Source organism: Paenibacillus sepulcri, assembly GCF_042647105.1.
Taxonomy (GTDB): Bacteria; Bacillota; Bacilli; order Paenibacillales; family Paenibacillaceae; genus Paenibacillus_Z; species Paenibacillus_Z sepulcri.
Map to the genome: position 1 here is coordinate 4,925,360 of NZ_JBHRUP010000001.1, position 23,892 is coordinate 4,949,251.

At 52.1% G+C, this 23,892-nt stretch carries 20 protein-coding genes; 8 read left to right on the forward strand and 12 right to left on the reverse strand.

Annotated features, from left to right (window positions below; all coding sequences use genetic code 11):
• Window positions 1-278: 278 nt before the first annotated feature.
• Window positions 279-866: a TetR/AcrR family transcriptional regulator gene (locus tag ACFOLF_RS21800; RefSeq protein WP_210045792.1), complete on the reverse strand. Its 588-nt coding sequence runs from the start codon at window positions 864-866 to the stop codon at window positions 279-281.
• 242 nt (window positions 867-1,108) lie between these two features.
• On the opposite strand from ACFOLF_RS21800, the gene ACFOLF_RS21805 reads away from it, so the two are divergent.
• Window positions 1,109-1,858, forward strand: coding sequence for an SDR family NAD(P)-dependent oxidoreductase (locus tag ACFOLF_RS21805; protein WP_210045791.1), 750 nt, complete (start codon window positions 1,109-1,111; stop codon window positions 1,856-1,858).
• Between the two features lie 242 nt (window positions 1,859-2,100).
• On the opposite strand, the gene ACFOLF_RS21810 is transcribed toward ACFOLF_RS21805, so the two are convergent.
• The 4 genes from ACFOLF_RS21810 to ACFOLF_RS21825 form a co-directional block, all read right to left on the reverse strand.
• Window positions 2,101-3,690: an ABC transporter substrate-binding protein gene (locus ACFOLF_RS21810; protein ID WP_210045790.1), complete on the reverse strand. Its 1,590-nt coding sequence runs from the start codon at window positions 3,688-3,690 to the stop codon at window positions 2,101-2,103.
• A 280-nt stretch (window positions 3,691-3,970) separates the two neighbouring features.
• Entirely contained in the window at window positions 3,971-4,861 is an 891-nt protein-coding gene (locus tag ACFOLF_RS21815) for a carbohydrate ABC transporter permease (RefSeq protein WP_210045788.1), read from the reverse strand.
• Window positions 4,862-4,878: 17 nt separating this feature from the next.
• Window positions 4,879-5,862: an ABC transporter permease subunit gene (locus ACFOLF_RS21820; RefSeq protein WP_210045787.1), complete on the reverse strand. Its 984-nt coding sequence runs from the start codon at window positions 5,860-5,862 to the stop codon at window positions 4,879-4,881.
• Window positions 5,863-6,090: 228 nt separating this feature from the next.
• Window positions 6,091-8,427, reverse strand: coding sequence for a helix-turn-helix domain-containing protein (locus ACFOLF_RS21825; protein WP_210045786.1), 2,337 nt, complete (start codon window positions 8,425-8,427; stop codon window positions 6,091-6,093).
• Window positions 8,428-8,735: 308 nt separating this feature from the next.
• Here ACFOLF_RS21825 and ACFOLF_RS21830 point away from each other — a divergent pair, with 308 nt between their 5' ends.
• The 3 genes from ACFOLF_RS21830 to ACFOLF_RS21840 all read left to right on the forward strand — a co-directional run bounded on the left by ACFOLF_RS21830 (window position 8,736) and on the right by ACFOLF_RS21840 (window position 11,536).
• Entirely contained in the window at window positions 8,736-10,820 is a 2,085-nt protein-coding gene (locus ACFOLF_RS21830; RefSeq protein WP_210045785.1) for a right-handed parallel beta-helix repeat-containing protein, read from the forward strand.
• A gap of 189 nt (window positions 10,821-11,009) precedes the next feature.
• Complete coding sequence (locus ACFOLF_RS21835) at window positions 11,010-11,243, forward strand: helix-turn-helix transcriptional regulator (RefSeq protein ID WP_210045784.1); 234 nt, start codon at window positions 11,010-11,012, stop codon at window positions 11,241-11,243.
• Window positions 11,240-11,536, forward strand: coding sequence for a hypothetical protein (locus ACFOLF_RS21840; protein ID WP_210045783.1), 297 nt, complete (start codon window positions 11,240-11,242; stop codon window positions 11,534-11,536). The genes ACFOLF_RS21835 and ACFOLF_RS21840 overlap by 4 nt, the downstream gene beginning before the upstream one ends.
• Window positions 11,537-11,672: 136 nt before the next feature.
• On the opposite strand, the gene ACFOLF_RS21845 is transcribed toward ACFOLF_RS21840, so the two are convergent.
• Entirely contained in the window at window positions 11,673-12,224 is a 552-nt protein-coding gene (locus tag ACFOLF_RS21845; protein ID WP_210045782.1) for a GNAT family N-acetyltransferase, read from the reverse strand.
• A 224-nt stretch (window positions 12,225-12,448) separates the two neighbouring features.
• Here ACFOLF_RS21845 and ACFOLF_RS21850 point away from each other — a divergent pair, with 224 nt between their 5' ends.
• The 4 genes from ACFOLF_RS21850 (at window position 12,449) to ACFOLF_RS21865 (ending at window position 17,688) form a co-directional block, all read left to right on the forward strand.
• Complete coding sequence (locus tag ACFOLF_RS21850) at window positions 12,449-13,474, forward strand: GyrI-like domain-containing protein (protein ID WP_210045781.1); 1,026 nt, start codon at window positions 12,449-12,451, stop codon at window positions 13,472-13,474.
• A 134-nt stretch (window positions 13,475-13,608) separates the two neighbouring features.
• Complete coding sequence (locus tag ACFOLF_RS21855) at window positions 13,609-14,649, forward strand: phosphotransferase enzyme family protein (protein ID WP_210045780.1); 1,041 nt, start codon at window positions 13,609-13,611, stop codon at window positions 14,647-14,649.
• Window positions 14,650-14,829: 180 nt separating this feature from the next.
• A complete protein-coding gene (locus ACFOLF_RS21860) occupies window positions 14,830-16,107 on the forward strand; it encodes an MFS transporter (protein WP_379113702.1) in 1,278 nt (425 codons plus the stop codon).
• 123 nt (window positions 16,108-16,230) lie between these two features.
• The gene (locus ACFOLF_RS21865) at window positions 16,231-17,688 is read left to right on the forward strand and encodes a sensor histidine kinase (RefSeq protein ID WP_210045778.1); all 1,458 of its coding nucleotides are present in this window, start codon (window positions 16,231-16,233) and stop codon (window positions 17,686-17,688) included.
• Window positions 17,689-17,709: 21 nt separating this feature from the next.
• Here the strand turns inward: ACFOLF_RS21865 and ACFOLF_RS21870 are convergent, their stop codons facing one another.
• The 6 genes from ACFOLF_RS21870 to ACFOLF_RS21895 all read right to left on the reverse strand — a co-directional run bounded on the left by ACFOLF_RS21870 (window position 17,710) and on the right by ACFOLF_RS21895 (window position 23,883).
• Complete coding sequence (locus ACFOLF_RS21870) at window positions 17,710-18,951, reverse strand: MFS transporter (RefSeq protein ID WP_210045777.1); 1,242 nt, start codon at window positions 18,949-18,951, stop codon at window positions 17,710-17,712.
• Window positions 18,952-19,090: 139 nt separating this feature from the next.
• The gene (locus ACFOLF_RS21875) at window positions 19,091-19,855 is read right to left on the reverse strand and encodes a sugar phosphate isomerase/epimerase family protein (protein ID WP_210045776.1); all 765 of its coding nucleotides are present in this window, start codon (window positions 19,853-19,855) and stop codon (window positions 19,091-19,093) included.
• A gap of 88 nt (window positions 19,856-19,943) precedes the next feature.
• Window positions 19,944-21,101, reverse strand: coding sequence for a Gfo/Idh/MocA family protein (locus ACFOLF_RS21880; protein WP_210045775.1), 1,158 nt, complete (start codon window positions 21,099-21,101; stop codon window positions 19,944-19,946).
• A gap of 34 nt (window positions 21,102-21,135) precedes the next feature.
• Entirely contained in the window at window positions 21,136-21,831 is a 696-nt protein-coding gene (locus ACFOLF_RS21885; protein ID WP_210045774.1) for a hypothetical protein, read from the reverse strand.
• Window positions 21,832-21,860: 29 nt separating this feature from the next.
• On the reverse strand, window positions 21,861-22,745 hold the full coding sequence (locus tag ACFOLF_RS21890; protein WP_210045773.1) for an HAD family hydrolase: 885 nt from the start codon (window positions 22,743-22,745) through the stop codon (window positions 21,861-21,863).
• Window positions 22,717-23,883 (reverse strand): ABC transporter ATP-binding protein, encoded by a 1,167-nt coding sequence (locus ACFOLF_RS21895; protein WP_210045772.1) that lies wholly within the window; start codon window positions 23,881-23,883, stop codon window positions 22,717-22,719. Before ACFOLF_RS21895 ends, ACFOLF_RS21890 begins: the two co-directional genes overlap by 29 nt.
• Between the last annotated feature and the right edge of the window lie 9 nt (window positions 23,884-23,892).

Genomic DNA, 23,892 nt, shown 5'->3' on the forward strand with positions numbered 1-23,892 from the left:
AAAATTGATGCCTCCCTTTATGCAAGTGATTAATTCTGTAACGTTCACTAAATATATAGGACTCAGATTGAAATGTCAAACATTAATCCAAGCAAGATGTTTCCAAACTCGTTTCATCTCGCCAATGCGTTCATCATTAAACGGAAATAATGGACATTAGCCGCAATAAGTCAAGATACATCCGCCAAAGAAAGCAAATAAGGCCAGCCATGGTTTTTGGCTGACCTTATTATTGAGGTTTAATATAATCGTCCCAAAATGCTTGGCATTCGTCCCGTTTAGGATGGCCAAAGACGCAGAGCATTTGCTGTAATTCTCTGCAATTTTTCATGGCTTGCTCCAGCACCGGCCTGAACGGCCATTCCCTGGAATACTGTTGCATAGAAGCTGGCCAGTTCCTCAGCGTCGACTTCGACTGGAATTTCACCATTCTTTTTCGCTTGTTCAAAGCGCTCGCGAAGCGCATTTTCGCCGCCCGCACGGCGAGCGTTTAACTCCTGCCGGATCGCGTCGCCAGTCTCTCCAGAGGAAAGCGCACCCTGTACGGTTAAGCAGCCCAGAGGTGTAGCAGGGTTCGTAGTTGCTTTTGCGGCTCCATACAGCAGACTTTCCACAACCTGGCGTGCTGTCGGCTGTTCGAAAGCTTCACGCATATAAGCTGCCGGGCCTTCGGCATACCGGTCAAGAATTTTAAGAAACAATTCCTCTTTGTTGCCAAAAGCAGCATATAAGCTTGGAGTGTTAATCCCCATAGCTTCTGTCAAATCTGCCACAGACGTTCCTTCATACCCTTTTTGCCAAAACAAATGAAGTGCACAATCCAGAGCAGTTTCGGTATCGAAGGAACGGGGACGTCCTCTTGCCATAGATGTTCCCCTCCGTTTCTTTTTCTTATCGATATAGTACCAAAAGTCATTTCAAGAGTTCATTCTCTATATTGAATGGTTAGGCCACAGGAGTCAAGAATGTATAATTCGTACCCGTTATGCTCAACCTAGCTTTTAAATCCTCCCACTTGTGAGTGGATATATTTCCAGTTTGACAAAACCAAACCTCATGCTATATATTTAGCGAGCACTAAAAAATTGGATTGAGGGAGTGGTTAAGGATGTCAAACAAACTTACGGGTAAAGTTGCTATCGTTACAGGGGGTACTCGCGGTATTGGAGCAGCAGCAGCTCGGGCGCTGGCTGATCAAGGCGCAGATGTGGCAATCAGCTACGGTAAATCAGCTGAACAAGCTGAAGCTGTTGTACGTGAACTGCAAGCGAAAGGGGTTCGGGCGGCCGCGTTTAAAGCGGATCAAGCTGATCCATCTTCTGCTGAAGAGCTTGTGAAGGCAGTTGTCGAAAGGTTTGGCAGACTCGATATCCTTGTCAACAACGCTGGGGTTACCGTATTCGCTCCCATCGATAATCCGGAGAATAATGTGGCGGACTTCGATCGTCAATTGAACATTAACTTTAACAGTCCAGTTGCCGCAATTCGCGCCGCGATTAAAGTGATGGGTGAAGGCGGCCGTATCATAAGCATGGGTTCAGGCGTTGGTACACGTACAGGTTTCTCCGGTCTTGCCGACTACACGGCCACAAAATCCGCAATCGCTGGTTACAGCCGGGGCGCTGCCCGCGACTTGGCAGCGAAAGGCATAACAATAAATATTCTGCAGGCCGGATTTGTCGATACGGAGATGAATCCTGCCGACGGCCCGTTTGCTTCCCACTTCAATGCGACTACAGCTCTTGGCCGTTTTGCACGGCCGGAAGAAATCGCGGCTGGCATTGTATTCCTGGCTAGTCCGGAAGCTTCTTACGTTACGGGTACGGTATTGAACATCGATGGCGGTTACGGAGCGTAATCTGCATGAAATTGCCAGTCTTATTAATCACAACAAAGCCAACCGGTTAATACCCGGGTGGCTTTGTTATGTTTATCCAGAATTCAATTGTCTATTCATGAAAAGTTTAAGCAGAAGTCATTTCAGGCTGCCAATGCGCCTGATCAAAAGACGCGTTTGTCACTTGCGGCTATCGTAAGACGTTTCCGCATGCGCAGCCCGCTTTTTTCACCGGACATTTAGCACGTGAATGATTAACCTTACTAAAGACCTTTATCCGTCAGAAACGCTTCCCACTGTTTATCGGTTTCCTGATCGATTTTTTCCTGGCCCGATGCTTTCAGCTTATTGATATACTCCGGCACTTCCTTGGCAGGGTCGACCGCTCCGGTCTCGATGGCGACCTGGTATTCGTTATTGACCGCGAGCGTATTGGCAACCTCCGATTTGATGGCATCATCATTGCGGGAGAACCCGTAGGAGACAGGCACCAGCGCGCTTTCGTTCAGAGCGATTGTTTTCTCCCACACATCCGCAGCCTGAGGCGCTTTCAGATAAGCGTTGAATTGATTGCCGAACACCCAATCGACATTGGGCGCATAGCCGGAATCCTTAATCGGCTCGATGTAAGCATCGTCCTTCTTGGTATAGTGCGTGCCTTCGATACCGTTGCAGATCAGATTATAGAGATATTTATCGGTATTAAGCAAATTGATCAGCATCAAGGCGCGTTCCGGATTTTTGGAGGTTTTGCTGACAATATGCATGGCGCTGGCCACTCCGGTAAAGTAGGATTCGGAGAGCGGGACGCGGACGACCTCATTGCCGCCGTTATTGTTCATCTCATCGACTTCGCCGCCGGGCTTCGTCACGAAATCGAGAACAGCCGCAACATTGCCTTTTTTCTTCAAATCATTGATATTTCCGAGAATCGGAGCATCCTCGTTGATGTAGCCGGCTTGGTACCAGTCGTGCATGGTCGCATAGAAATCTTTCTTGTCCTCAATGGATTGCAGCGTCGGAATTGCTTTATAGGTCGCGTCGTCTTTTGCATACATGACTCCCAAGCCATCGCTGAATATAACATTGGGATCCACGTACAGGCCCCATGAGTTTTGAGCCATGCCCATCGGGATGACATCCGGCTCATTTTCCTTCACGGCTTTGAAGAAGGGCTCAAAATCCTTGTAGGAATGAATGGTGTTTACATCAAGGTCCAGATATTTATCGGCATAACGCTTCTGGATGACGAGACTTTTTTGCTTGGCGGCAATTTGGTAGACGGGGAATCCATATACCTTGCCGTCATTCGCCTTCAGATCCGGCCAGAATTTATCCGGGATGTTGGCGCGGGCTTCCGGTGCATAGTTGGAGATCATGTCATCGGTCAGCTCCAGGAAGGCGCCTTTATCAATATTCGGCTGGTAATTCAAGAGCCAGCCTCTTGCGCTCCAGGCAATATCGAATTCTTCGCCCGCTGCCATGATGGCGTTGAGTTTGGGCTCATATTCGTCAAAAGTGAGCGGTTTCAACTCGACGGTCGCGTTGATTTTCTCTTTGAGATATTTGTTGATTTCATCGTTGACCAGCTTCTGGTCCTTGCCCGGGGCGCTGGATACCGGATAGTAGAAGGTCAGCTTGGCTTCATCAAGCGCAGGAACCGCAGGTTCTTCATTCTTCTCCGTTGTCGTACCCGCGTTATTGGGAGTATTGGCGCTGTTCTTGGGCGTATCCGGCGTATTGGCGCCATTTGTCCCGCCGGAATTGTTGTTATTTCCGCATGCGGCCAGAACGGTGAAGCATAGAAGCAATGCGACGAGCTGTGCGGCCATTGATCTTTTTTTATTTTTCATCTGTAAACCCTCCATTTGTTATCGTTCGCCTATAGGAAAGATTGCTTTTTCCGCTTTCTCTATAGCTCTGGGGGAAGCGTTTCTTCTTGGAGCATAGCAGAAAGCAACCGCTTGCTGCTACAGAAATATAACCTGCCATTGCTTGCCCCGATCACCCCCTTCAAGTACCGGATTCACCGCGCCGACAGCTGTATTGTCCTTTTCTCGCACCGCTTGCAGCTCCCGGCGTGCGGTGTGGCGCTGCTGACGGCTGTACGAGCCACATTCGGCATTCTGTGTCCTAACCCTTAAGTGAACCGACCGCAATTCCTTTCACAAAATACTTCTGGAAGAACGGGAAGATTACCAGCATCGGCCCGCCTGCGAGAATCGCCATCGCCATCCTCACGGACAAGGTCGGGAAGTTGGCATACTGCAGCTTGCTGGCCGCCTCCGCTAGCGGGGAATTTGCCAGAAACTCGATCTGCGACAGGATGCGGACGAGCAGCAGCTGCAGCGGGATATACGTATCGTTGTCGATGAACAGCAGGGCATAATACCAATCGTTCCAATAAGCGAAAGCAATGAACAGGCCCAGGGTGGCAAGCGCCGGCGTCGACAGCGGAAGGATGATCCGGAAGAAAATCCGGTATTCGCCGGCGCCGTCCACCTTGGCCGATTCGATGATCTCCTTGGAGATCTTATCCAGGAAGCCCTTCATAATGAGAATGTTGAAGGGATTCAGCAGCAGGGGAATAATCAGGGAACCCAGTGTATTCTTGAGATGGAGATACTGGGTAATCAGGATGTAGTACGGAATAAGTCCGCCGCTGAACAGCATGGTGAAGAAGATGTAGAAGGTCATCGGCCGGTTGTAGCGGAAATCCCGGCGTGACATGGGATAGGCGGTCATGGCGGTCATCAGGAGCGATAATACCGTACCCACAACGGTTACCAGAATGGTCACGCCGTAGCCCTTGATCAGAACCTCCGGCTGCTCGAAGGAAATCCGGAAGGCCTCCAGGCTGAGCTGCCTGGGAATAAATTGATAGCCATGCTGGATAAGGCTTTGCTCGGAGGTGATCGATACGGCCACGACCAGTGCAAACGGCACCGCAATGAGGAAGCAGACCACGATGAAAAAGCTGTTGATGACGACGTTGGGCAGGTTAATGGTTTTTGAATTTGTCATATCGGTCGATGCTCCTTCTAAAACAACGCATTGTCTTTATCGATGCGGCGGACAAAATAATTGGCGGTTACGACCGTAATAAGTCCCACCACCGATTGCAGGAAACCAACAGCCGCTCCTGAGTTAATATCCCCGAGCTTGGTGAGCGCCCGGTAGACGTAGGTGTCAATGACATCCGTGGTCGGAAAATTGGGTCCGGCGTTGTTGGGCACGAAATAATGCAATCCGAAGTCGCCCCGGAAAATATTGCCCAGCCCCAAAATAAACAAAATAATAATGAGCGGCTTCAGCAGAGGCAGCGTAATGCGCAGCATCATCTGAACGCGGGATGCGCCGTCCAGCCTGGCGGCTTCGTAATAATCGGTGTTGATGCCGGTAATGCCCGCGTAATACACCAGTGTCGAGAAGCCGACGCCCTTCCAGACGGCGACCAGCGGCAGGATGAAGATCCACGGCGTGGTTTCCATGTACCAGTTATGCGTGGACAGCCCCAGGGATTCGAGTACCGTATTGAGGTAGCCGTTCTTCGTATCCAGGAAGGCGTTGGCGATATAGCCGACCAGAACCATGGAGATGAAGAAGGGGAGGAACATCGTCGTCTGGTAAATCTTGATCATCCGCCCCGACAATTCATTAAGCAGCAGGGCGAAAAGCAGGGCGACCACCGTTCCCAGTATGATGTATGAGATGTTGTAGAGCAGAGTATTGCGGATAATCCTCCAGGCATCCTGGGCTTTGAAGAGAAATTCGAAATTTTTGAGTCCCACCCATTTGCTGCCGAATATCCCCTGGTCATACCTGTAAAATTTGAAGGCCAGAATCAGTCCGATCATGGGAATGTAAGCAATGACGAATTTGAACAAAATGCCAGGCAGCGCCAGCAGCAGCAGCTCCCGGTTCTTCTTCAGATGCTTCCACTCGTTCGTGAACCATCGCCATCTGGCGGGCGGCGTCTTCTCCATCGTAAATCTCCTCCATCTGTCGTATAAGCTGTCGCTCATGCTGTTCATGCTCCCATCATGGCATGGCCGGGTATGGCGGATATATAATAAGATCTTCGAAAAGCTATACGGCGGGAGTGTACAATATTCGAATTCATGGATTTTCCTTGAAAATCAAGCTTTGGCCAAACTGCGGGTGCTCCGCGACCGGCAGTCCCCCCTGAATAAATAAAGCCCTCTGCCTGCTGGAAGCGCAGGACGAGAGGGCGTTGGATTTAGGATGGGGAATCAGGAAATCGATTTTTTCATCCGGTATTCTTTGGGCGTACTGCCGAACTTCCCTTTGAACAAACGGAAGAAGTAGCTCTGGTTGGCGTAGCCGCATTTCTCCATCACTTCCGCAATCGTAAAGCTGTCGTTCTGCAGCAGTATTTGTGCATGTCGCAGCCGCACGTCGTTCATGTATTCGGTGATGGATATTTTGAAGCTGTCCTTGAACAGCTTGCCGATATAGGCCGAGGTCAGCTTGACCGTGGAGGCGATGGACTGCTGGCTCAAATTGATATCGGCGTATTTCTGCTCGATTAATTCCTTGATGGTCTCAAGCACCATCTCATTTCGTTCCATATTGGAGGGCTTCTGGCCCTCGCATATTTTGGCGCATATGGACAGGAGGGAGATGTACATTTCCTCCAGTGTTTCACTCTCCTGGGGAATTTGTTGAATATAGTCCATATCCACATTAATCGCGGCAACGCGATTATTCATAATATCCGTAGTCGCGTTCTTGATAATCCAGCCCAGATTGGACACCGCCCGGAGCATATCGTCATACGGGAAGGCCGCAATCAGAGAGAAGGCCTTCTCCAGCTCGTTGCCAACCGCGGTCATCTGTCCTTTCTTCAAGGCTTCGGACAGCTTCTTCTCGATCGTATCCGGCAGGGACCTCTGCGTTCCGGCAAGATTCTCGCGGATATCCCCGGAGGTGATGATGGAGCCGCTCCCCTTTACAATGCTGTATGAGCTCAGCTGCAGCGCCTGGTTGTAAGCCGCCGAGATGAATGGGAACTGCGAGATAACTTCACTGATCCCGCAGGATAAGGAGAGATTATAGTACTGCTTGACCGTCTGCTGAATATCGCGGAGCAGCGGCGTGACGCGCTCGAAGATGGCTTCAATATCACTTTCGCTTCTGGACACGATCAGGACTACTTGATCTCCCCGCACCTCTACGGCTTCGCATGGATAAACCCCGGACATGATTTCCTGCGCAATGTTGACCATGGCGAAGCTGTAAAGCTTCTTGGATTCCCCTTTCGTATTCCGGTCATAAGCGGCGTACCGGTCGATTCTCAGCACGCAGACGAGGAGCTCATCCTTCAACGAGATATTCAGCTCATGCTTCTCGATCAGATGCTGCATATCGTTATGGGAGAACATCTGGGAGTCGGTCAGAAATTTGCGGATATAATATTTACTTACAATCTGCTCGGAGCTGATCTCCTGAAGCTTCTCCGAAAGACGCAAATATTGGTCGCTCATCAAGTGAAGTTCATCCCGGGAGCGGTGCTTGGACTGCCGCCCGCCCGTGGTGTGAAGATGAATCCGCTGGAGCATATTCTCGATAGGATGATACAGCTTATAGGACAGCCAGATCGACAAGCCAATGGACAGGAGGAGAAAAATACCGGCTATGACCAGCGATTTGACCCGGGTGCTCGTGACTTCCTCCATCAATTTGCCGTAGGACTGCACATAGAGAATGGTCCAGCCGCGGATGCTGTCATCCAGATAGGTAACCATGCTCTTGCTCCCGCCGATATCTCCGATAACGAAACCGGACGATTGCCTGGAGTTTTCCATGTCCCGGCTGAGCAGCTGTCCGATTTGCGTCTGGTTCTCCCCGGGGGAGGAGGCTTCATTATGATTCGACGAATATAAGCGGCCATCCTGAGCCTTGATATAAATCTGGCCCTGCTCGCGGCTGCTCACGATGTTCATTTTCTTCAGACTGTCGAATACCCAATCGGATTTGATGAACAGGATAATCGCGGATTGGGAGCTTGCGAAGGGCTTCAGGGAATCGGTCACAATGAAGGCGAAGGTATCGATCTGGCCATTCTCCGTCTCCAGGCTCATGGGAATCAACCGGGAGGTCGGAAGCGTATGGCTGGTATCGAGCAGCCAATTGCGGATTTTGGCTTTCATGATTCCGCCATCCAGCAGGAAGGTGCTTGTCGTGCCGTACAGCTCCGATTGCGAGTGATTATAGACGACCATGGAATGCAGGAAGGAGGAGCTCTCCAGAATATTGGTCATCTGCCGGTAGCTGCGGATCATGTCCATCTTGGGCAGGCCATCATTGAACATAAGGGAGATCAGCAGATTGTCGCGGTAAACAAAATTCGACAGATGGGTAATGATCTCATTCATATACGATAAATTATATTGAATTTGCGAGAGCACCTTCAGATTGGACTCCTCCTGGATGTTCTTCACCGATCGCTCCAGGATATAAGTATTGGTTACAGACAGGGCCGTCAGTACGATAACCATCGAGATCATAATGGAGAACATGACCCGCTGCAGGTATTTTTTGGATCGGTAAAATTCAAATATCTTCATTAACTATCAGCCCCCTTACCGTACGAAATATATTGTAACCGCTTTCCAGCCGGCTGTCATCGGAAGGATCAACAATATCGCGGGAAGACGGAAAATATGCAGGGATTCGAATATTGTACATGGGAATTGTACATCTTTTCGAAGATCGTATTCTATGATTGAACCGCTTAAATATGTCATGATGGCAGCAGCATGCAAATATTCGGACGATTGATGATAACGTGGAGCATGAGGGGGTCTGACTGGCAGCCAGGCGGCTTGCGGTGAATCCCGTTATGGGAGTCCGCTTAAGGGAGAGGGGAACAGCGATGACTGACGGAGCTAACGAGTTATATGTATCCGTATTTCATGGAGACGACGGCAATGCCGGCACGAAGGACAAGCCATTCCACAGCATTGAACGGGCCCGCGACGAGCTTCGTTCAAGAGCACAGGCTGGCAGCATAACGGGAAATGCCGTCGTGTGGATCGCCGGAGGCGATTACGAGCTTACAAGCCCTCTTCATTTTGATGAGCGGGATTCCGGCGGCGGCGGCGGGACCATTACTTACCGCAATGTGAGCGGAGAGCATCCGGTTCTGGTCGGGGGCCGGATTTTAGCGGAAGGGTGGTCACGCTACCGGGAAGGGATCTACCGCATTCATCTGGGAACCGGACATTCCTTTCATACCTTGTTCGAGAACGGAGTCCGATCGCATAAGGCCCGAAGTCCCAAAGCCGGCTATTATGCTGCAGCGGGCAATGGCAGGGGCAAGGGCGGCGGCGATTTCTCGTTTCACCCGGAGGATATGCCTGAACGGATCGATTGCAGCAGCGCGCAGGTGCATATCTGGCCGGGAGAAGGGGAATGGAACTGGTTCACGGAGACGAAGTCCGTGGCGGCAGTTGACTGGGATGAAGCCGTTATTTCGCTGAAGGAGCCGGCACCCTGGGGGATCGACCGCGGCTCCCGCTACCGGCTCCAGGGTGCGCTTGAGCTGCTGACCGAGCCGGGCGAATTCCACTTCGATGAACAGGCGGGGGAGCTATATTATTATCCCAGGAAGCTGCCGATTGAAGACCAGCGGATTGTTGTTCCATCAGTGAAGCGGGTCCTGGAGGTTAAGGGAAGCTCCTGTCAAGCCCCTGCAAGGAACCTGATATTCGAAGGCTTGTCGATTGAAGGGTCGGATTTTACGGATGAGTATCGTATGCCCCATAACAATTGCGAGTATCCGGAAGCGAGGGAAGGGCTTGTTTATATGGAAAATGCCGAGCATATCGCCGTTCTCGGCTGCCGTCTGCGGCATTCCGGCTTCAGCGGGGTCATGCTGAACGGAAGCTGCCGGAACAACCGCATCGAGGGGAATCTGATCGGGCATATCGGACATAATGGCATTTATCTGATTGGAGCCGAGCCGGGCGGCGGTCCGTTCAAGAATGCCGGAGAGTCGTACACGAACAAGCTTAACAGCATCCGGAACAACTGGATACGCAGCTGCGGAGAACTGGTCGGACATGGCTCGGGCATCCAATTGTACCAGAGCGGAGACAATTGTATTGTCCATAACCGCATCCATGACATGCCCCGCTACGGCATGTCGGTCAAAGGGCTCCGTTATCAATTGATGGAGGGCAGTTACTACAACGAGGAAGTAACGTGGGACAATCATTGGGATTTCCTCCATGCCCGCAATAATCTCATAGCCTGGAACGATATTTCCGATGTGATGAAGGACAGCCAGGATGGCGGCATGTTCGAGTCATGGGGGGCCGGAAGAGGCAACCGGATAATCGGGAATCGGTTCCACCACAGCGGGATTTATTTTTCCTTCGGATTTTGCATTTATCTGGACGACGCCTCGGATGATTATTTGATCGCTCATAATGTCATACATGATCTCTTCAGCGCGGGGAGCGGCGTATTGTGGTTTGTGATATTCGCCAAAGGCATCGGCAGCCGCATCGAGAATAACCTGCTTGTCCGCAACGATGCCAGGGCGGCGTTCGGCACGCAGGAGATGGCGGGGGAAGCGAACCGGGATATTGCCATAGTGCGCAACATCGCCTGTGATTCCGGGGAGCAGCTGTATCATTTTGTAAATTGGGACGACAGCCGCCTGCTGGAGGCGGATTATAATATCTTTTTCAGGGGCGGGCAGGAGCCGACAGTTACGGGAATCTACGGCGACGACAAGATGGGCCGTTCACCGGTGCCCTGGGAGGCATGGCGGAAGGTGATGGGAGGCAAATTCGATGCCCATACGTTGGAGGCAGATCCTCTGCTGCTTGAAAGCGAAGACGGAATGGAATTCCGATTGTCTGCGGATTCTCCGGCCTATGCTCTGGGCTGGGAGACGATAGATATAACCCGTATCGGGCTCACGGATGAATTTCCATTCGAGGAGAAATAGCGGAGTCGTGGCGAATGACAGCCTTCTCCGCATGCAGGCAGTTAATGAAAAAGATGAAAAACCCGAACCACCTGAAAACAGGTGGTTTTTTGAAATACAATTTGGTGTAAAGTTAGCTTTACATTAAGTTAAGTTTGTTTTACAATAAGTAAAGCAAACTTAACTTGCAGAAAGGAGATGAGACTAGAAATGGGGGAACAAAGCCGGCAATTAACCAACCGGATTGCCGTTTTAAGATCCGAAAGCAAAATGACCCAAAAAGATTTAGCTGAAAAGGCAGGGGTAAGCAGGCAGACCATCATATCGATTGAGAATAAAAAATACACCCCGTCCTTGACATTGGCTTTTGAAATTGCAAATGCGCTTGGGGCGGAAATAACGGAAGTGTTTCAATATGTAAACGATAATGGAGGAGATTCATGATGAATACGATAATAACGCTGACCAACGGTTTGGCTGGAATTGCTTTTTTTGTATTTGTAGGGCTTATTATTTTAGTTGCCAGAGAGGGAAAGGACGAGCGTGCAGCACTTTTAGGATATAAGCTTTTCAGCTTCTTATTTGTTTTCCTGCTTGGCGGTCTGTCCCTCATCATTTTGTATACAGGCTGGAGAGCGTTGGATTATAAGTTGCTGCGGGTTTGTATGACAACGTTAATGTCTTTAACGGTCGTTGTTGGTTTTGTTTATTGGCTGATTCTCCGCAGAAAATATTAGCGGGACAGGAGAACGCAACCATTTTGCTGCCGGGAGCATATAGCCTTAGCAGCTATCCGCCAATATAAAAGATGAAGGGCTGCCATTTGGCAACCCTCCCCGATTTGTCAACAGCGCTTGCAGGCGCCAAGCAACATCAGTATTTAAAATCTTCTTTTAACAGCCCCATGATAACGGTATCGTAGTATTTCCCATCAATATAGGCATCATTACGCAAACGCCCTTCGACAACAAAACCGCATTTTTCATAGGAACGGATTGCACGCATATTTCCACTCCAGGTATCGAGCTGCACACGATTGAGATTCATGGTTTGGAACAAATAGTGGATGAGCGCCTTCAAGGCATCCGATCCGTAGCCGTTGTTCCAATATTCTTTATCGCCTATTCCGATGCCTATCGTACAGCGCCGGGAGATAATGTTCAATTCCCTGTAAACAATCAAGCCGATATGCTTCGGATGCTCCCCGCGTGTATAGATGCTGAATTTCCCCTCTTCACGCTTGTCCAGATTTAGTATTGCTTTCTCATAAGAGCTTTCCAATTGCTCGGAGGGAATATGGCTAAAGCGAAACAGGCTGGTTCCTGACTCTAATTTTGCGGTTTCCTCATCGTTGCGCCATTCGTATGTTCGTTTAAAGTCTTCCAGCGACACAGGCCGCAATTCAACTTTCGTTCCCGTAATCAAAGGGGGGGACACCGTCCTTCTATTTGTTTTGTTGAGTATTATAGCTTCATGCAATGCCGCCAGTCAATTTGAGCCAGTCCACAGACCGATATTGGGAGATGAGCGGATAAAATTTCCTTTATCTCCGGATGATAACAGGAATTAACAAAATAAAGGCGAATGTATATTCGTATATTTACTGGCTATGACGATTAGGGCGATAAGCTCGGGCAGGGGGACGGGAAATGAGAAAACCGGAATGGGTGCGCAAGGACGGATTTCATTTGGTCGGGATTGAGCGTTATACGAGCGCAGGTCCACAAGCGATTCGCTTGGCATGGGATGAATTCCTCGACCGGATAGGGGAAATTCGGCATTCCGCCGAGCCGCAGGTCTTGTACGGGTATGAAGATTATACAAGAGACTTCAAGATGATTCCAGAGTCGTTCCCGCAATTTTATTATTTGGCGGGGCTGGAGGTGGAGAAGGCCGAAGATATTCCCAAAGGTATGGCAAGCAGGTATGTGCCTCCCGCGACGTATGCGCTGTTCCGGCACGAAGGTCCGCTTTCGGAGGTGGCAAGCGTGTTTCATTATATTTACCAGGAATGGCTGCCCTCGTCCGGATTTGAAATGGATCCCCGGGTGATGGGCGATTTCGAGCGTTACCCGATTCCTGTGACAGACAGGGAACGGGCCGTCGTGGACATTCATATTCCCGTCATTCCGGCTTCCTCGGAGGAAAGCCGGCGGGTCGAGATCGTCGAGCAGCCGGAGCTGAGAGCGGCGGTCATTCGCTCAGAGCGCAGCGGGCACGGTACTCGCCTGGCATGGGCAAAGCTCCGGGAGATACTCGGGGATCATCACGCACTGGAAGAAGCCGGGGAAGGACTCGTGTTCATACCCGAATGGCAGTGGGCAACAGGAGTCCGGGAATTGTGGACGGGCGTAAAGGTCGATTCATTCGACGGACTGCCTGGCGACCTGGACAGGTTGGAGCTGCCGGCCCGCTTGTATGCGCGGATTGCCGTGAAGGGCGGGCGCAGCGATATGGATGACGCATACGGCCATTTGAACGATTGGTTCACCGTATCCGGCTATAAGCGGGATACGGCAGAGGGCGTTTACGGCTTTGAGGCCAACCGGCTTGCGCCTGTCAATCCGTTCGAAATTCCGGCCGATTCGATCGAATGGTTTGATTACGATATCTATGCGCCGATCGCAAGCCCGGGCATCGACGCGCTGCAGGATCCAGGGCGTCGAGAAGGTTGAAGTAGGGAGGCAGCCTCCTTCACGGTTCCGCCGATAGGAGACCTTTTGGACTTGGGCAATTACTCGGGTGCGGCATCGTTCTGCTTAATCATGTACAATGGAAGATCGATGGAAGGCTGCCGCAAGGGGGCGTCATGCATCACAATCTAATCGTTGAAGGGACAGGTTTGCAGTTTATGACTCAAGATGTGGAAGAGAACTGGGCAGCGGAAATCGCGGTTCATCTTAAGAATCGGTTTGGACTATCGGTGAGGGAAGCGGCGCCAATCGATAAGGGCTGGCTCAACGTCAAGTGGAAGATGATAACGGACCAGGGACCGGTATTTGTCAAGTATTATCACCCGGAGCGCTACAAGCTGCATGCGCGTCCCGAGAGAAGAAGCGCAATCGAGAAGACGCTCCAGCTGCAGAACGGGCTGAGCGCCGCCGGAATACCATGTCCAGGGGTTTACCTTTTCAACGGGCAGTTCATACAGGAAACGCCTTCGGGCTTGTTTTATACGGTGCTGGATTGGGTGGACGGGTATACGGCTCAAGCCGGGTGCCTGAATGCCGCTCAAATGTTTGAATTAGGCGCGGCGGCCGGGCGAATGCATAAGTGGCTGCGGTCCGTACCGCCGTTGGACAAGCCTGCCTGGAAGCCGGACAAGGACGCCTATCTGAAAGAATGGCAGGACAACTGGGAAAAGGCGCAGGCGGCGGAAGATAAGATTGTGATGGAGTGGCTCAGGCGGTCACAGGCCATTGTATGGTCATTGGATTTTCGCATGTTTGAATCAAGCACGACGGGATGGCTGCACTGGGATTTGTGGGTGGATAACATGGTGCTGAATGAGCATGGATTGGCCGGTATTGTCGATTTTGACCGGATGTCGATGGCGTATCAGGAAATCGATGTGGCCCGTGCAGTCCTGTCGGGGGCTTTGCGGGACGGCCGGATGCGGATGGAGGCAGCCCGGGCGTTTATGGACGGGTACCGTGAACAATTGGAAGTGCCGCAAGGCACGCTCACCCGGGGGATGCGCATGCTTTACCTGATCGAATCCCTCTGGTGGCTCCGTACGGAGGTTCGCACGGAAAGCGGGCTGCGCGGGCTGCTTGGCCGGTTTATCGAAGAAATACATTGGATCGAGGATCATTGGACATCGCTTTCGGAGCAATTGGATACGGTGTGAATAATGACAAAGTATTTAATTAAATCAGTCCCTGGAAGGAGGAAAACAGGCAGAAGGAACGTATAATTAGGGATGGGGAAAAAGTGAGCTGTAAATAACCATATGTGGAAATATTCACAAGATCCCTGGATGAGTTTCCAATATATTTTAGGATATGAATGAATGAGGAGGTTAATAAGTTTGGATACACAACAGAAAGGCACTGCCGCGCCGAGTCTTCTCGGCAATCGTTTCCTGCAGACGATTCTATTATCCAATGTGCTGCTGCAGCTCGGCATTTGGGTACGTAATTTCGCGATTCTCCTGTACGTTGCGGATAGAACGAACAACGATCCGTACGCGATATCGCTGATCAGCATAGCGGAGTTCGCGCCTATTTTCGTATTTTCGTTCATCGGAGGCACGTTCGCCGACCGCTGGAAGCCAAAGCTGACCATGATCTGGTGCGACACGTTGTCTGCGGTATCGGTGTTCGTCGTGCTGCTGACCATTCATTTCGGATCCTGGCAATCCGTTTACCTGGTCGCATTTATCTCGGCCATTCTCTCGCAGTTCTCGCAGCCTTCAGGCATGCGGCTGTTCAAGCAGCATGTGCCGGAAGAGCAGCTGCAGCAAGGGATGGCATTGTTCCAGTCGCTGATGGCAATCTTCATGGTGCTTGGGCCGATGATTGGTACCTTTACTTACAGCACGTTTGGACTGGAAACGTCAATAGCCGTTATGGGCGTGGTCTTTTTGCTTTCCGCTCTCGTCCTGTTCCGCCTGCCCCAGGATAAGTCGGAGCCGCGGGCAGTGGCCGTAAAAGGTCAGTTCCGCAAAGAATTCGTCGAGGGCTTCCGTTATGTCTGGCAGAGTCAGGTGCTTCGGATGCTCGGATTGGCGTTCGTTCTGGCCGGTCTCGCCGTGGGCGTTGCCCAGGCGCTCAATCTGTTCATCGTCACGGAGCGGCTCGGCAGGGATAAGGAATTTCTGCAATACCTGCTGATGGTCAATGGTGTCGCCATGCTGATCGGCGGCGGGCTCGTAGCTGTTTTCGCGAAGCGTGTCGCACCGCAGCTCCTGCTTGCCATCGGCATGCTGGTTGGCGCCGTCTGCACGGTCATTGTCGGGTATTCGACGAGCGTGCCAATCACGCTTGCCGTGCAGTTTCTGAACGGGCTCGTATTCCCCTGCATTCATATCGGGATCAGCACGATGATCCTGAAATGGTCGCACGCCTCCATTGTCGGCCGGGTGAACGGGGTGCTGAATCCTATGTTCGTCGGCATGATGGTTGTCTCCATGTCTTTTGCCGGCGTGTTGAAGGATGCGTTCTCGCTGGTATCGATCTATACCGGCTCAGGCCTGCTGTTCCTTCTCGGCGCATTGGTCATGATGCCGATCATGAACCAGAAAGCACCGGAGCACGCGCAGGCGGGCCTGCCGGTCAAAGCCGAAATGGACATGGGAGCCGGTTGAGCAGTATATGGTGAATGTATGGAATGGAGGGGCTGCTTCGGAGCAGTTCCTCTTTTTTATGTTCTGTTAAGGCTGCTTTAAGTTAGGGGTTGGATAATAAAGGAAAAGCAATCGGAGGACTTTATGACAATCCGCTTGAGGTTGACTTTATTATACTCATGCATCCTGGCTTCCACCTTGCTCCTGTTTGGCGTTGCCTTATACAGCTTCTTACAGCTGTATATTTTTAACGATCTGAAGTCGTCGCTTAAGGCTCAAACCAATGCTTTTCAGGAAAACGCCCAATATAAACTGGAAGTTGACCCTTCAGGCTGGAATCTATCCATCCGGTTGGACAAATTCGATACGGTACAGACAGGTATGTATATCCAGGCGGTCAATCTGATCAATGGCGCTCAAGCAAGGTCAATAAACCTGGGAACGGTCGAGCTGCCCTTTTCCCATAAGACGCTTGACGAGAAGAAGCAGGGCTATTATGTCACTACAAAAGTCCAGCATTCGCTCTTCCTCATATATAATGATCCATTGATGCTTGACGATCACGTAGTTGGGGTCATACAGTCGGCCTATAATATAGGCGTTATAAGCAAATTTTTATCGATTTTGCGGTTTCTTCTCGTTTCCCTCTCGCTCCTGGTTGTAATCCTGGCTTCGTACATCGGGTGGCTGTCAGCCAGGCGGTCCCTGAAACCCATCTACACTTTAATAGAAGAGACGCAGCAAATCCAAAGCAGCGAAGATTTGGGCAAAAGAGTGCAATTTCAGAACGCCGCAGATGAAGTCAGTCTATTAAGCAAAACGATTAACGGAATGCTTGAACGCATTCAGACGAATTACGCCGAATTGGACAGATTATATGTGAATCAGCGCCGCTTTGTGGCAGATGCCTCCCATGAATTGAGAACTCCGCTCACGACGATTAGCGGAAATGCCGAGTTTCTTCAGAAAATATGGACGGCTTACAATGGAACGCCAAACCGGCTGACGGACAAAAATGAGATGGAGCTGTCTGTGGAGGCGCTTAACGACATCGTAGATGAAGCCAACCGAATGAGGAGATTGGTTAATGATCTTCTGCTCCTTGCAAGAGCGGATGCGGGGCAGCAAATACAAAAAAACAGCTTTGAAGTCAAGCCAATTGTAGAAGCCGTCGTAAGAAAAGCGCAATTAATCCCCAAATCGGTTCATTTCAGGGTAGAAAATATGGAGGTGCTGGAGGGTCTTTATCTTGCAGGCGATAAGGATTATCTTCAACAATTGCTGTTCCTGTTTCTTGACAATGCATTCAAATTCACCATGGAAGGCTGGGTTGAACTCCAATCCTCCGCGACAGCGGACCATATTGTCTTCACGATCAGGGATAGCGGCATCGGCATGGCAGCTCACGAGATTCCCCATGTATTTGAACGGTTTTATCGTGCCGATACCTCAAGAGGGGTTACGCCCGGTACGGGTCTTGGATTATCCATAGCCAAATGGATTCTCGATGAACACGAAGGCAGCGTCGAGGTCCTGAGCAATCCCGGCAAAGGCACTTCCTTCGTTATCCGTCTGCCGATTCTCCAAGGGCAGGCGGATTAAAATAAAGCAAGGCCGCGGCGTTTATGTCACGGCCTTGCTTTTGTTGACGGCAGCATCGGCTTCGGCGCTGCCGGTGATTGCCGGCTTGAAGGAGAATGTTCGGTTCCTGACCAGTACGGCAATGATCAGCATGCAGGTGCCATTGATCAGAAAAACGGCAGGAATGGAGATCAAATTGGCTAATAATCCGCCGGTCACCGGACCGAGCATCAATCCCATCTGGGTAGCCGATTGATTCAGGCTGAAGGCGCGGCCGCGAAAGCCGGAATCCGTCGCACGGACGATGGATGCGCTGATCGCAGGGTAGACGGCGGCAAAAAAGAAGCCGTAGACGAAGCGCAAAACCCCGAAGCTGACCAGGTCATGAAACGCGATTTGCAGCAAATTGCCGATGCCTCCGCCCGCCAATCCGATGAGGAGAACCTTCCCGTAGCCGATCCTTCCCCCGATTTTGCCCCATATCGGAGCGGCGATTAACGTCGCGATACCGACCGATGAGAAAATAATGCCTGAGCTGAGCGTGGCCGACCCTTCGGAGGCCCCCAGCTTCAGCACATACGCCGTCAACAGCGGCTCGATGATCATCACGGACGTGGAGACAGCCAGCGTTATGCCCAAAAGGACCATCAGTCCGCGGTTCGACGCGCCTTCCTTCAAGTCTGCGGATATTTTCCGCCGCGTGGTGGACGGCGTTATTTTAACCTCCTTCACCCAGATGATCGCGATGAAGAAGGCAATGAAGACAAGCCCGGACGAGACAATGAACGCTTCGCGATTGCCGATCCACTGGCTGACCAGACCACCGGCAAGAGGACCGATGATGCCTCCCGCAGCGGTAGAGGTGGACAAAATACCGAGCGCGTAGCCAGCATGGTTTTCCGGCGTGTTGGTTGCGACCAGGGCGACGGTAGCCGGAATATATCCCGCCAACAGACCTTCCAGAATACGCACGGCGATCAGCTCGTAAGGATTCTGCACGAGAAAATAGAGCAGATAGGTGGCGGTCAGGCAGATGCCCGCACGGATCATCATCGGCTTCCGTCCATAGCGGTCGGCAAGCGATCCCCAGAAAGGGGCAATCAGCGCGGCGGCGAGAAAGGTGATGGCAAAGGTAATGCCGGTCCAGGTTTCAAGGTGATCCTGCACGCCCAACTGATCGTGCAGGAAAATGGGAAGGAAGGGGATCGAAACGGAGTAAGCGGTGCTGACGAAGAAGGAGCCGACCCATAAGACCAACAGATTGCGCTTCCAGGAGAACGTCATGAGTAAACACTTCCGATCTGTAGCATTACTGTTATCTTATCATGTTCATACCCCGCGGCTGATAAAGTTCTGTTATCAAGGTGATCGAATTTTGTTATGAATCAGCATTTTCGGGCTTGAAAATGAAATATATCGGGTGTTAGTCAGCCCAACTGCTGAGGGTGCGATAGCTGACTGCCAGGCTCTCGAAAGGGTCTCCCGGACATTTATCCTGTTCTACGACATACCACTCTACGCCCGTCTCCCGGCATGCCTCGATAACGGCTGGCCAGTCCATATTTCCTTCGCCAATCTCTGCAAACACCTGCGTGTCGTCCACGATCGCCATATCCTTCAAATGTACGACCTTCATCCGCCCCTCAACCTTGCGGACCCATTTCACGGGATCGGCGCCTCCTGCTTGAACCCAGTACGTGTCCAGTTCAAAACCGACATGCGCGGCATCCGATGCATCCAGCAGCCACTCCAGACCAGGCTTGCCTTCAAATTTCTCAAATTCGAACTTATGATTATGATAAATCAGCTTAAGACCCGCCTCGGACAGCTTCGCGCCGATACCGGACAGAGTCCGGGCCATTTCCTGATAGCCTGCCAAGCCGGTTCTGAATTCGGCAGGCATCGATCCAATTCCAACGTAGCGGCAGCCCCAGGATTGGTGAACCTTCATAACGGACTCCAGATCATGAAGCAGCCAGTCAAATGGAACATGCGTTGCGCAAATCGTCAAACCGTGCCGCTGGCACATTTCCCGGACAGCCTCCGGCTCAATGGGGCCAATACCGGATACCTGCACCGCCTCATAACCGATCTCCTTGATCTTTTTGAGGGAAGCATCCAGATCCTCGGCAGTTTTCGTGAAATTACGCACTGTATATAATTGGGCGGCTATTTGGCTTTTTTTCATAATGGAAAACACTCCTCGGTTTCAATTTGTCCATCGGGGCGGAAAGGAGCAGCACAATTAAACGACGATAGATGGTTAAAACGTTGCGTTAAAGACCGGCAGGCTTGTCTGCTGTCTCCGGGCTTGTCTGCTTCTGGAAGCTGGACCCCGCGATACGCTTATTCAGCTCGGCCTCATGCAGATTCTCGTCAAATGGAAGATCGACCCAGCCGTCCAGCCAGGTGGACAGATGCATGGCGTTGGAAATCGTAAGCCCGGCAATTCCTTCCTCGCCGGGGGCAACCAGCTGCGCTCCATGCAGTACCGCATCCGTGAAATTCTGAAGGATGCCGGCATGCTCCGGGCTCGGACCTTGAGCAGGGATTTCGAACTTCCAGACCTCCGGCGAACCGAAGGAGCTGGTATTGCGTTTATTGAATTCGGTCTCCGATTCACGAAGCCGCCAGAAGGTCATTTTTCCGTCCTCGATGACGATTTTGCCGCGGTCGCCCGACACCTCCAGCCGGTTGGTGCCCGGAGCCTCCGACGTTGCCGTAATAAAGACGCCTGTAGCGCCGTTCTCATATTCCGCGTAGGCCGTCACATCATTCTCCACCTCGATATCGCGGTGCTTGCCCATCTGGCAGAATGCGCGAATCCGCGTCGGCATCATGCCGATGGTCCACTGCCACAGATCAAGCTGATGGGGACATTGATTGATCAGAACGCCGCCGCCCTCGCCGCCCCAGGTCGCACGCCAGGTTCCGGAATCGTAATAAGCCTGCGAGCGGTACCAGTTCGTAATGATCCAGTTGGTCCGGCGGATTTCCCCGAGCTCTCCGGAGGAGATCAATTCGCGGAGCTTCTGATAGAGCGGATTCATCCGCTGGTTGTAGACGATACCGAATTTTTTGCCGCTCTTCGCGGCGGTTTCATTCATTTCACGCACCTGTTTGACATAGACGCCTGCAGGCTTCTCGATCAGAACATGCATGCCCTTGCCAAAAGCCTTGATCGCTTCCGAAGGATGATCGTAATGCGGAGTGGCCACGATAACCGCATCCACGAGTCCGGAATCGATCATTGCCGTTGCATCTTCAAAAACCTTTACATCCGGCAGATACTCTTGGGCCAAATCGCGTTTGGACTCGACCAAGTCGCATACGGCTGTCAGCATGGCGCCTTTAATTTTACCGGCCTGCAGCAGCTTGATATGACCAGATCCCATGTTGCCAATCCCGATAATTCCATAACGAAGCTTGCTCATCTCATTTCCTACCTCCATCATTTCCTTGGAACCGTTATTTGCGGGGAGCCAGAAAAACAACGCCGACCTTGGCGCTCGTGATATCCGACCGGTCCGGACCCGGAATGATTTCGCTTATGCGGACGTCGTACTTGTCGTCCAGGCGGTTCAACCCGTCGTAGGCGACAATGGCTTCGCCCCGGATGGTGCCGTATAGAATCAGCTCCACGCCAAGCGGATCGTGAACCTTCTCGTTCTTATCCTTGATGGTGCCGCCCATATAGGCCTCATATTCGCCTGTGCATCCGCAATACGGGCATTCGTCGACATACGGATGGAACTTCTTGGGACGGTCTACCTCATAGTGCACGCTGGCAGCCACTTGATAATAGCGGCCCTCAGCAGTCTCGACCGGATTTCCCGCGTAAAGCGGGGAGTAATAAAACCGCAGATGCACGCAGTGATCGTGGCTTCTTGCGCCGTCCGGACCCAGATGAACGGGCTGAAGGCCCCGTCTGCGGGCAAACGCGTCGCAGCCCTCGCCTGTATGCGCATAGCCGAAATCATTGTACATGTCGGTGCATTCTTCAAGCAGCTGCATAACCAGAGTAATCGCAGCCCTGTAATTGGCTGCCAGCGACTCATGCACCAGAACCCAGATGTTGGGGTAGCGCGGAGCGGAGCTGGGGAATATCGTTCCCGGCGGCAGCTCGTATTCGGATAAAATCGCATGATTGGTAGGGGTCATCATCGTTGTCGCATCTCCTTTTAATTGTTTTGTCAGGTACCAGGCCATCCATGCCCGGACGGCCAGGTAGACTCCGCAAAATCAATGACATCAAGCAGCGCCGATTTCTCGTTGCTGCGGGCAAGCACATGCGCGGCGGCGGCCTTGACGACGGGATTGGCGTTCGCGACGGCAAACCCGTTGCGGACCGAGCCGATCATCTCTAGGTCGTTCAGATTATCTCCGACAGCGGCGAAGCCGTCCGCTTCCGCTCCGACCAGACGAATCATCGCCGACAAGGCAATGCTCTTGTTGATCCCGGAAGGCAGCACCTCAAGCAGCTGCCGCTCGGACTGGACGGTATTAAGCGGGATTGCGGATGCGGCTATTTGAAAGCTGATAATTTCGGCTTCTGGCCCTAGCAGCATAAGCTTGGTGACTTTGCCGGAGATGGACTCCATCCACAGCGGCGATGCCTTCTCAATGACGACGCCGTCCTTGCGCATCTGCTGCTTTACCTGCTCCGATATAGCTGTACTGAATATACCCTCCTGGTGAAACAGCAGCAGATCGAGGTGACCGGCGGTACCGGCCTCCTCGTACATGCGCATAACATGGCGGACTGCGGCCGGTTCCAGATAGTGCTCCGTCAGATAGGTGCCCGAGACCGGATCATAGATGCGGGCGCCGTTGAACAATATGACAGGTGATGTCACCTGAAGCAGTGAGATAAACGGCATGGCCGCGCTCAAGGTTCTTCCTGTAGCGAACGTGAAGCGTCCGCCCGATTGGGTGAAGCGGGCGATGCGCCGGACAAGCTCGGGAGGAATCTGCTGTCTGGAATCAAGCAGCGTACCGTCCAGATCGGAGACGATCCAGCGGATCGGGATGCTTTGCCCGGTTTGTTGATTAGAGGGAATAGGCTGCTTGTTTAACAAAAGGCATGTCTCCCGTTTCACTTATTTTCGGCTGTCCGCCCGCGGCGGGCAGCCTGAGGTTCTCGCCCGATTCCCGGTCGAACAAGTAGTAATCGGCGTCCAGCCGAATGGCGATTTCCTGATGCTCATCAAGAGATTCGGCCATATCGGCATACACCTTTATGGCTGTATCGCCAATCCGGATATGAACGAGGCGCTCTCTTCCGGTAAATTCAACCGAAGCGACTCTGCCTCTTAAATCGGTTTCCCGGAATTGCCCGGTGGCCGTGATCAGCGAGACCTGGTGGGGGCGGAAGGCAAGCCGCATCTGTTGACCCTGATGCAGAGCGCTGAGCCCGGACCCGCCATTGACGGGAATAGTCTGGCCTGTATCTGCTATCTGCAGGCAGCCGTCGGCGCTCCAGCTGCACATCAGCTCATTCATTGCGGGCATGCCGAGAAAATTGGCGACGAACCAGTTTGCAGGAGCGTTGTACAGCTGAAGCGGAGTGCCGATCTGCTGCAGTTCCCCGGCGTTCATCACGGCAATTTTGTCGGACATGGAGAGAGCTTCTTCCTGATCATGCGTGACCATAATGGTCGTAATGCCCAGCTCCTTCTGCAGCCGCCTGATTTCTTCGCGCATATTTCCCCGCAGATTGGCGTCCAGGCTGGACAAGGGCTCATCGAGCAGCAGCAGCCCCGGCCGTTTCACAACCGCCCGGGCAATGGCAACCCGCTGGCGTTGTCCGCCGGAGAGCTGGCCCGGCTTGCGCCGCAGATAATCGCTCATCTGCACCATCCGCGCCGCCTCTTCGGACCGCTGCATTCTTTCTCTGCGGGCAACGCCCATATTTTTCAGCGGGAATTCGATATTTTTCAGAACATTCATATTCGGATACAGCGCGGAATTCTGAAACACCATGCCGATTCGCCGATCCTTCGGCAGCACGTTGTTCACCCGGTGCCCGTCGAACAGGATATCTCCCTGCGTAGGCGGGAAGATGCCCGCAATCATCAGCAGCGTGGTGGACTTGCCGCAGCCGCTGGGGCCCAGAATCGTCATCAGCTCGCCGTCCTGCACCGACAGGCTCAGGTCCTTGACGGACGGAGCTTCCGCTTCGTAGCGTTTGGAAACATGCTGCAGTTCAATGCGCATGACGAAGCC

Excerpts from the sequence above, each read along its gene's own strand:
- ACFOLF_RS21800 (WP_210045792.1), bottom strand. The coding sequence starts at position 866 with ATGGCAAGAGGACGTCCCCGTTCCTTCGATACCGAAACTGCTCTGGAT.
- ACFOLF_RS21805 (WP_210045791.1), top strand. The coding sequence starts at position 1,109 with ATGTCAAACAAACTTACGGGTAAAGTTGCTATCGTTACAGGGGGTACT.
- ACFOLF_RS21810 (WP_210045790.1), bottom strand. The coding sequence starts at position 3,690 with ATGAAAAATAAAAAAAGATCAATGGCCGCACAGCTCGTCGCATTGCTT.
- ACFOLF_RS21815 (WP_210045788.1), bottom strand. The coding sequence starts at position 4,861 with ATGACAAATTCAAAAACCATTAACCTGCCCAACGTCGTCATCAACAGC.
- ACFOLF_RS21820 (WP_210045787.1), bottom strand. The coding sequence starts at position 5,862 with ATGAGCGACAGCTTATACGACAGATGGAGGAGATTTACGATGGAGAAG.
- ACFOLF_RS21825 (WP_210045786.1), bottom strand. The coding sequence starts at position 8,427 with ATGAAGATATTTGAATTTTACCGATCCAAAAAATACCTGCAGCGGGTC.
- ACFOLF_RS21830 (WP_210045785.1), top strand. The coding sequence starts at position 8,736 with ATGACTGACGGAGCTAACGAGTTATATGTATCCGTATTTCATGGAGAC.
- ACFOLF_RS21835 (WP_210045784.1), top strand. The coding sequence starts at position 11,010 with ATGGGGGAACAAAGCCGGCAATTAACCAACCGGATTGCCGTTTTAAGA.
- ACFOLF_RS21840 (WP_210045783.1), top strand. The coding sequence starts at position 11,240 with ATGATGAATACGATAATAACGCTGACCAACGGTTTGGCTGGAATTGCT.
- ACFOLF_RS21850 (WP_210045781.1), top strand. The coding sequence starts at position 12,449 with ATGAGAAAACCGGAATGGGTGCGCAAGGACGGATTTCATTTGGTCGGG.
- ACFOLF_RS21855 (WP_210045780.1), top strand. The coding sequence starts at position 13,609 with ATGCATCACAATCTAATCGTTGAAGGGACAGGTTTGCAGTTTATGACT.
- ACFOLF_RS21865 (WP_210045778.1), top strand. The coding sequence starts at position 16,231 with ATGACAATCCGCTTGAGGTTGACTTTATTATACTCATGCATCCTGGCT.
- ACFOLF_RS21870 (WP_210045777.1), bottom strand. The coding sequence starts at position 18,951 with ATGACGTTCTCCTGGAAGCGCAATCTGTTGGTCTTATGGGTCGGCTCC.
- ACFOLF_RS21875 (WP_210045776.1), bottom strand. The coding sequence starts at position 19,855 with ATGAAAAAAAGCCAAATAGCCGCCCAATTATATACAGTGCGTAATTTC.
- ACFOLF_RS21880 (WP_210045775.1), bottom strand. The coding sequence starts at position 21,101 with ATGAGCAAGCTTCGTTATGGAATTATCGGGATTGGCAACATGGGATCT.
- ACFOLF_RS21885 (WP_210045774.1), bottom strand. The coding sequence starts at position 21,831 with ATGATGACCCCTACCAATCATGCGATTTTATCCGAATACGAGCTGCCG.
- ACFOLF_RS21895 (WP_210045772.1), bottom strand. The coding sequence starts at position 23,883 with ATGCGCATTGAACTGCAGCATGTTTCCAAACGCTACGAAGCGGAAGCT.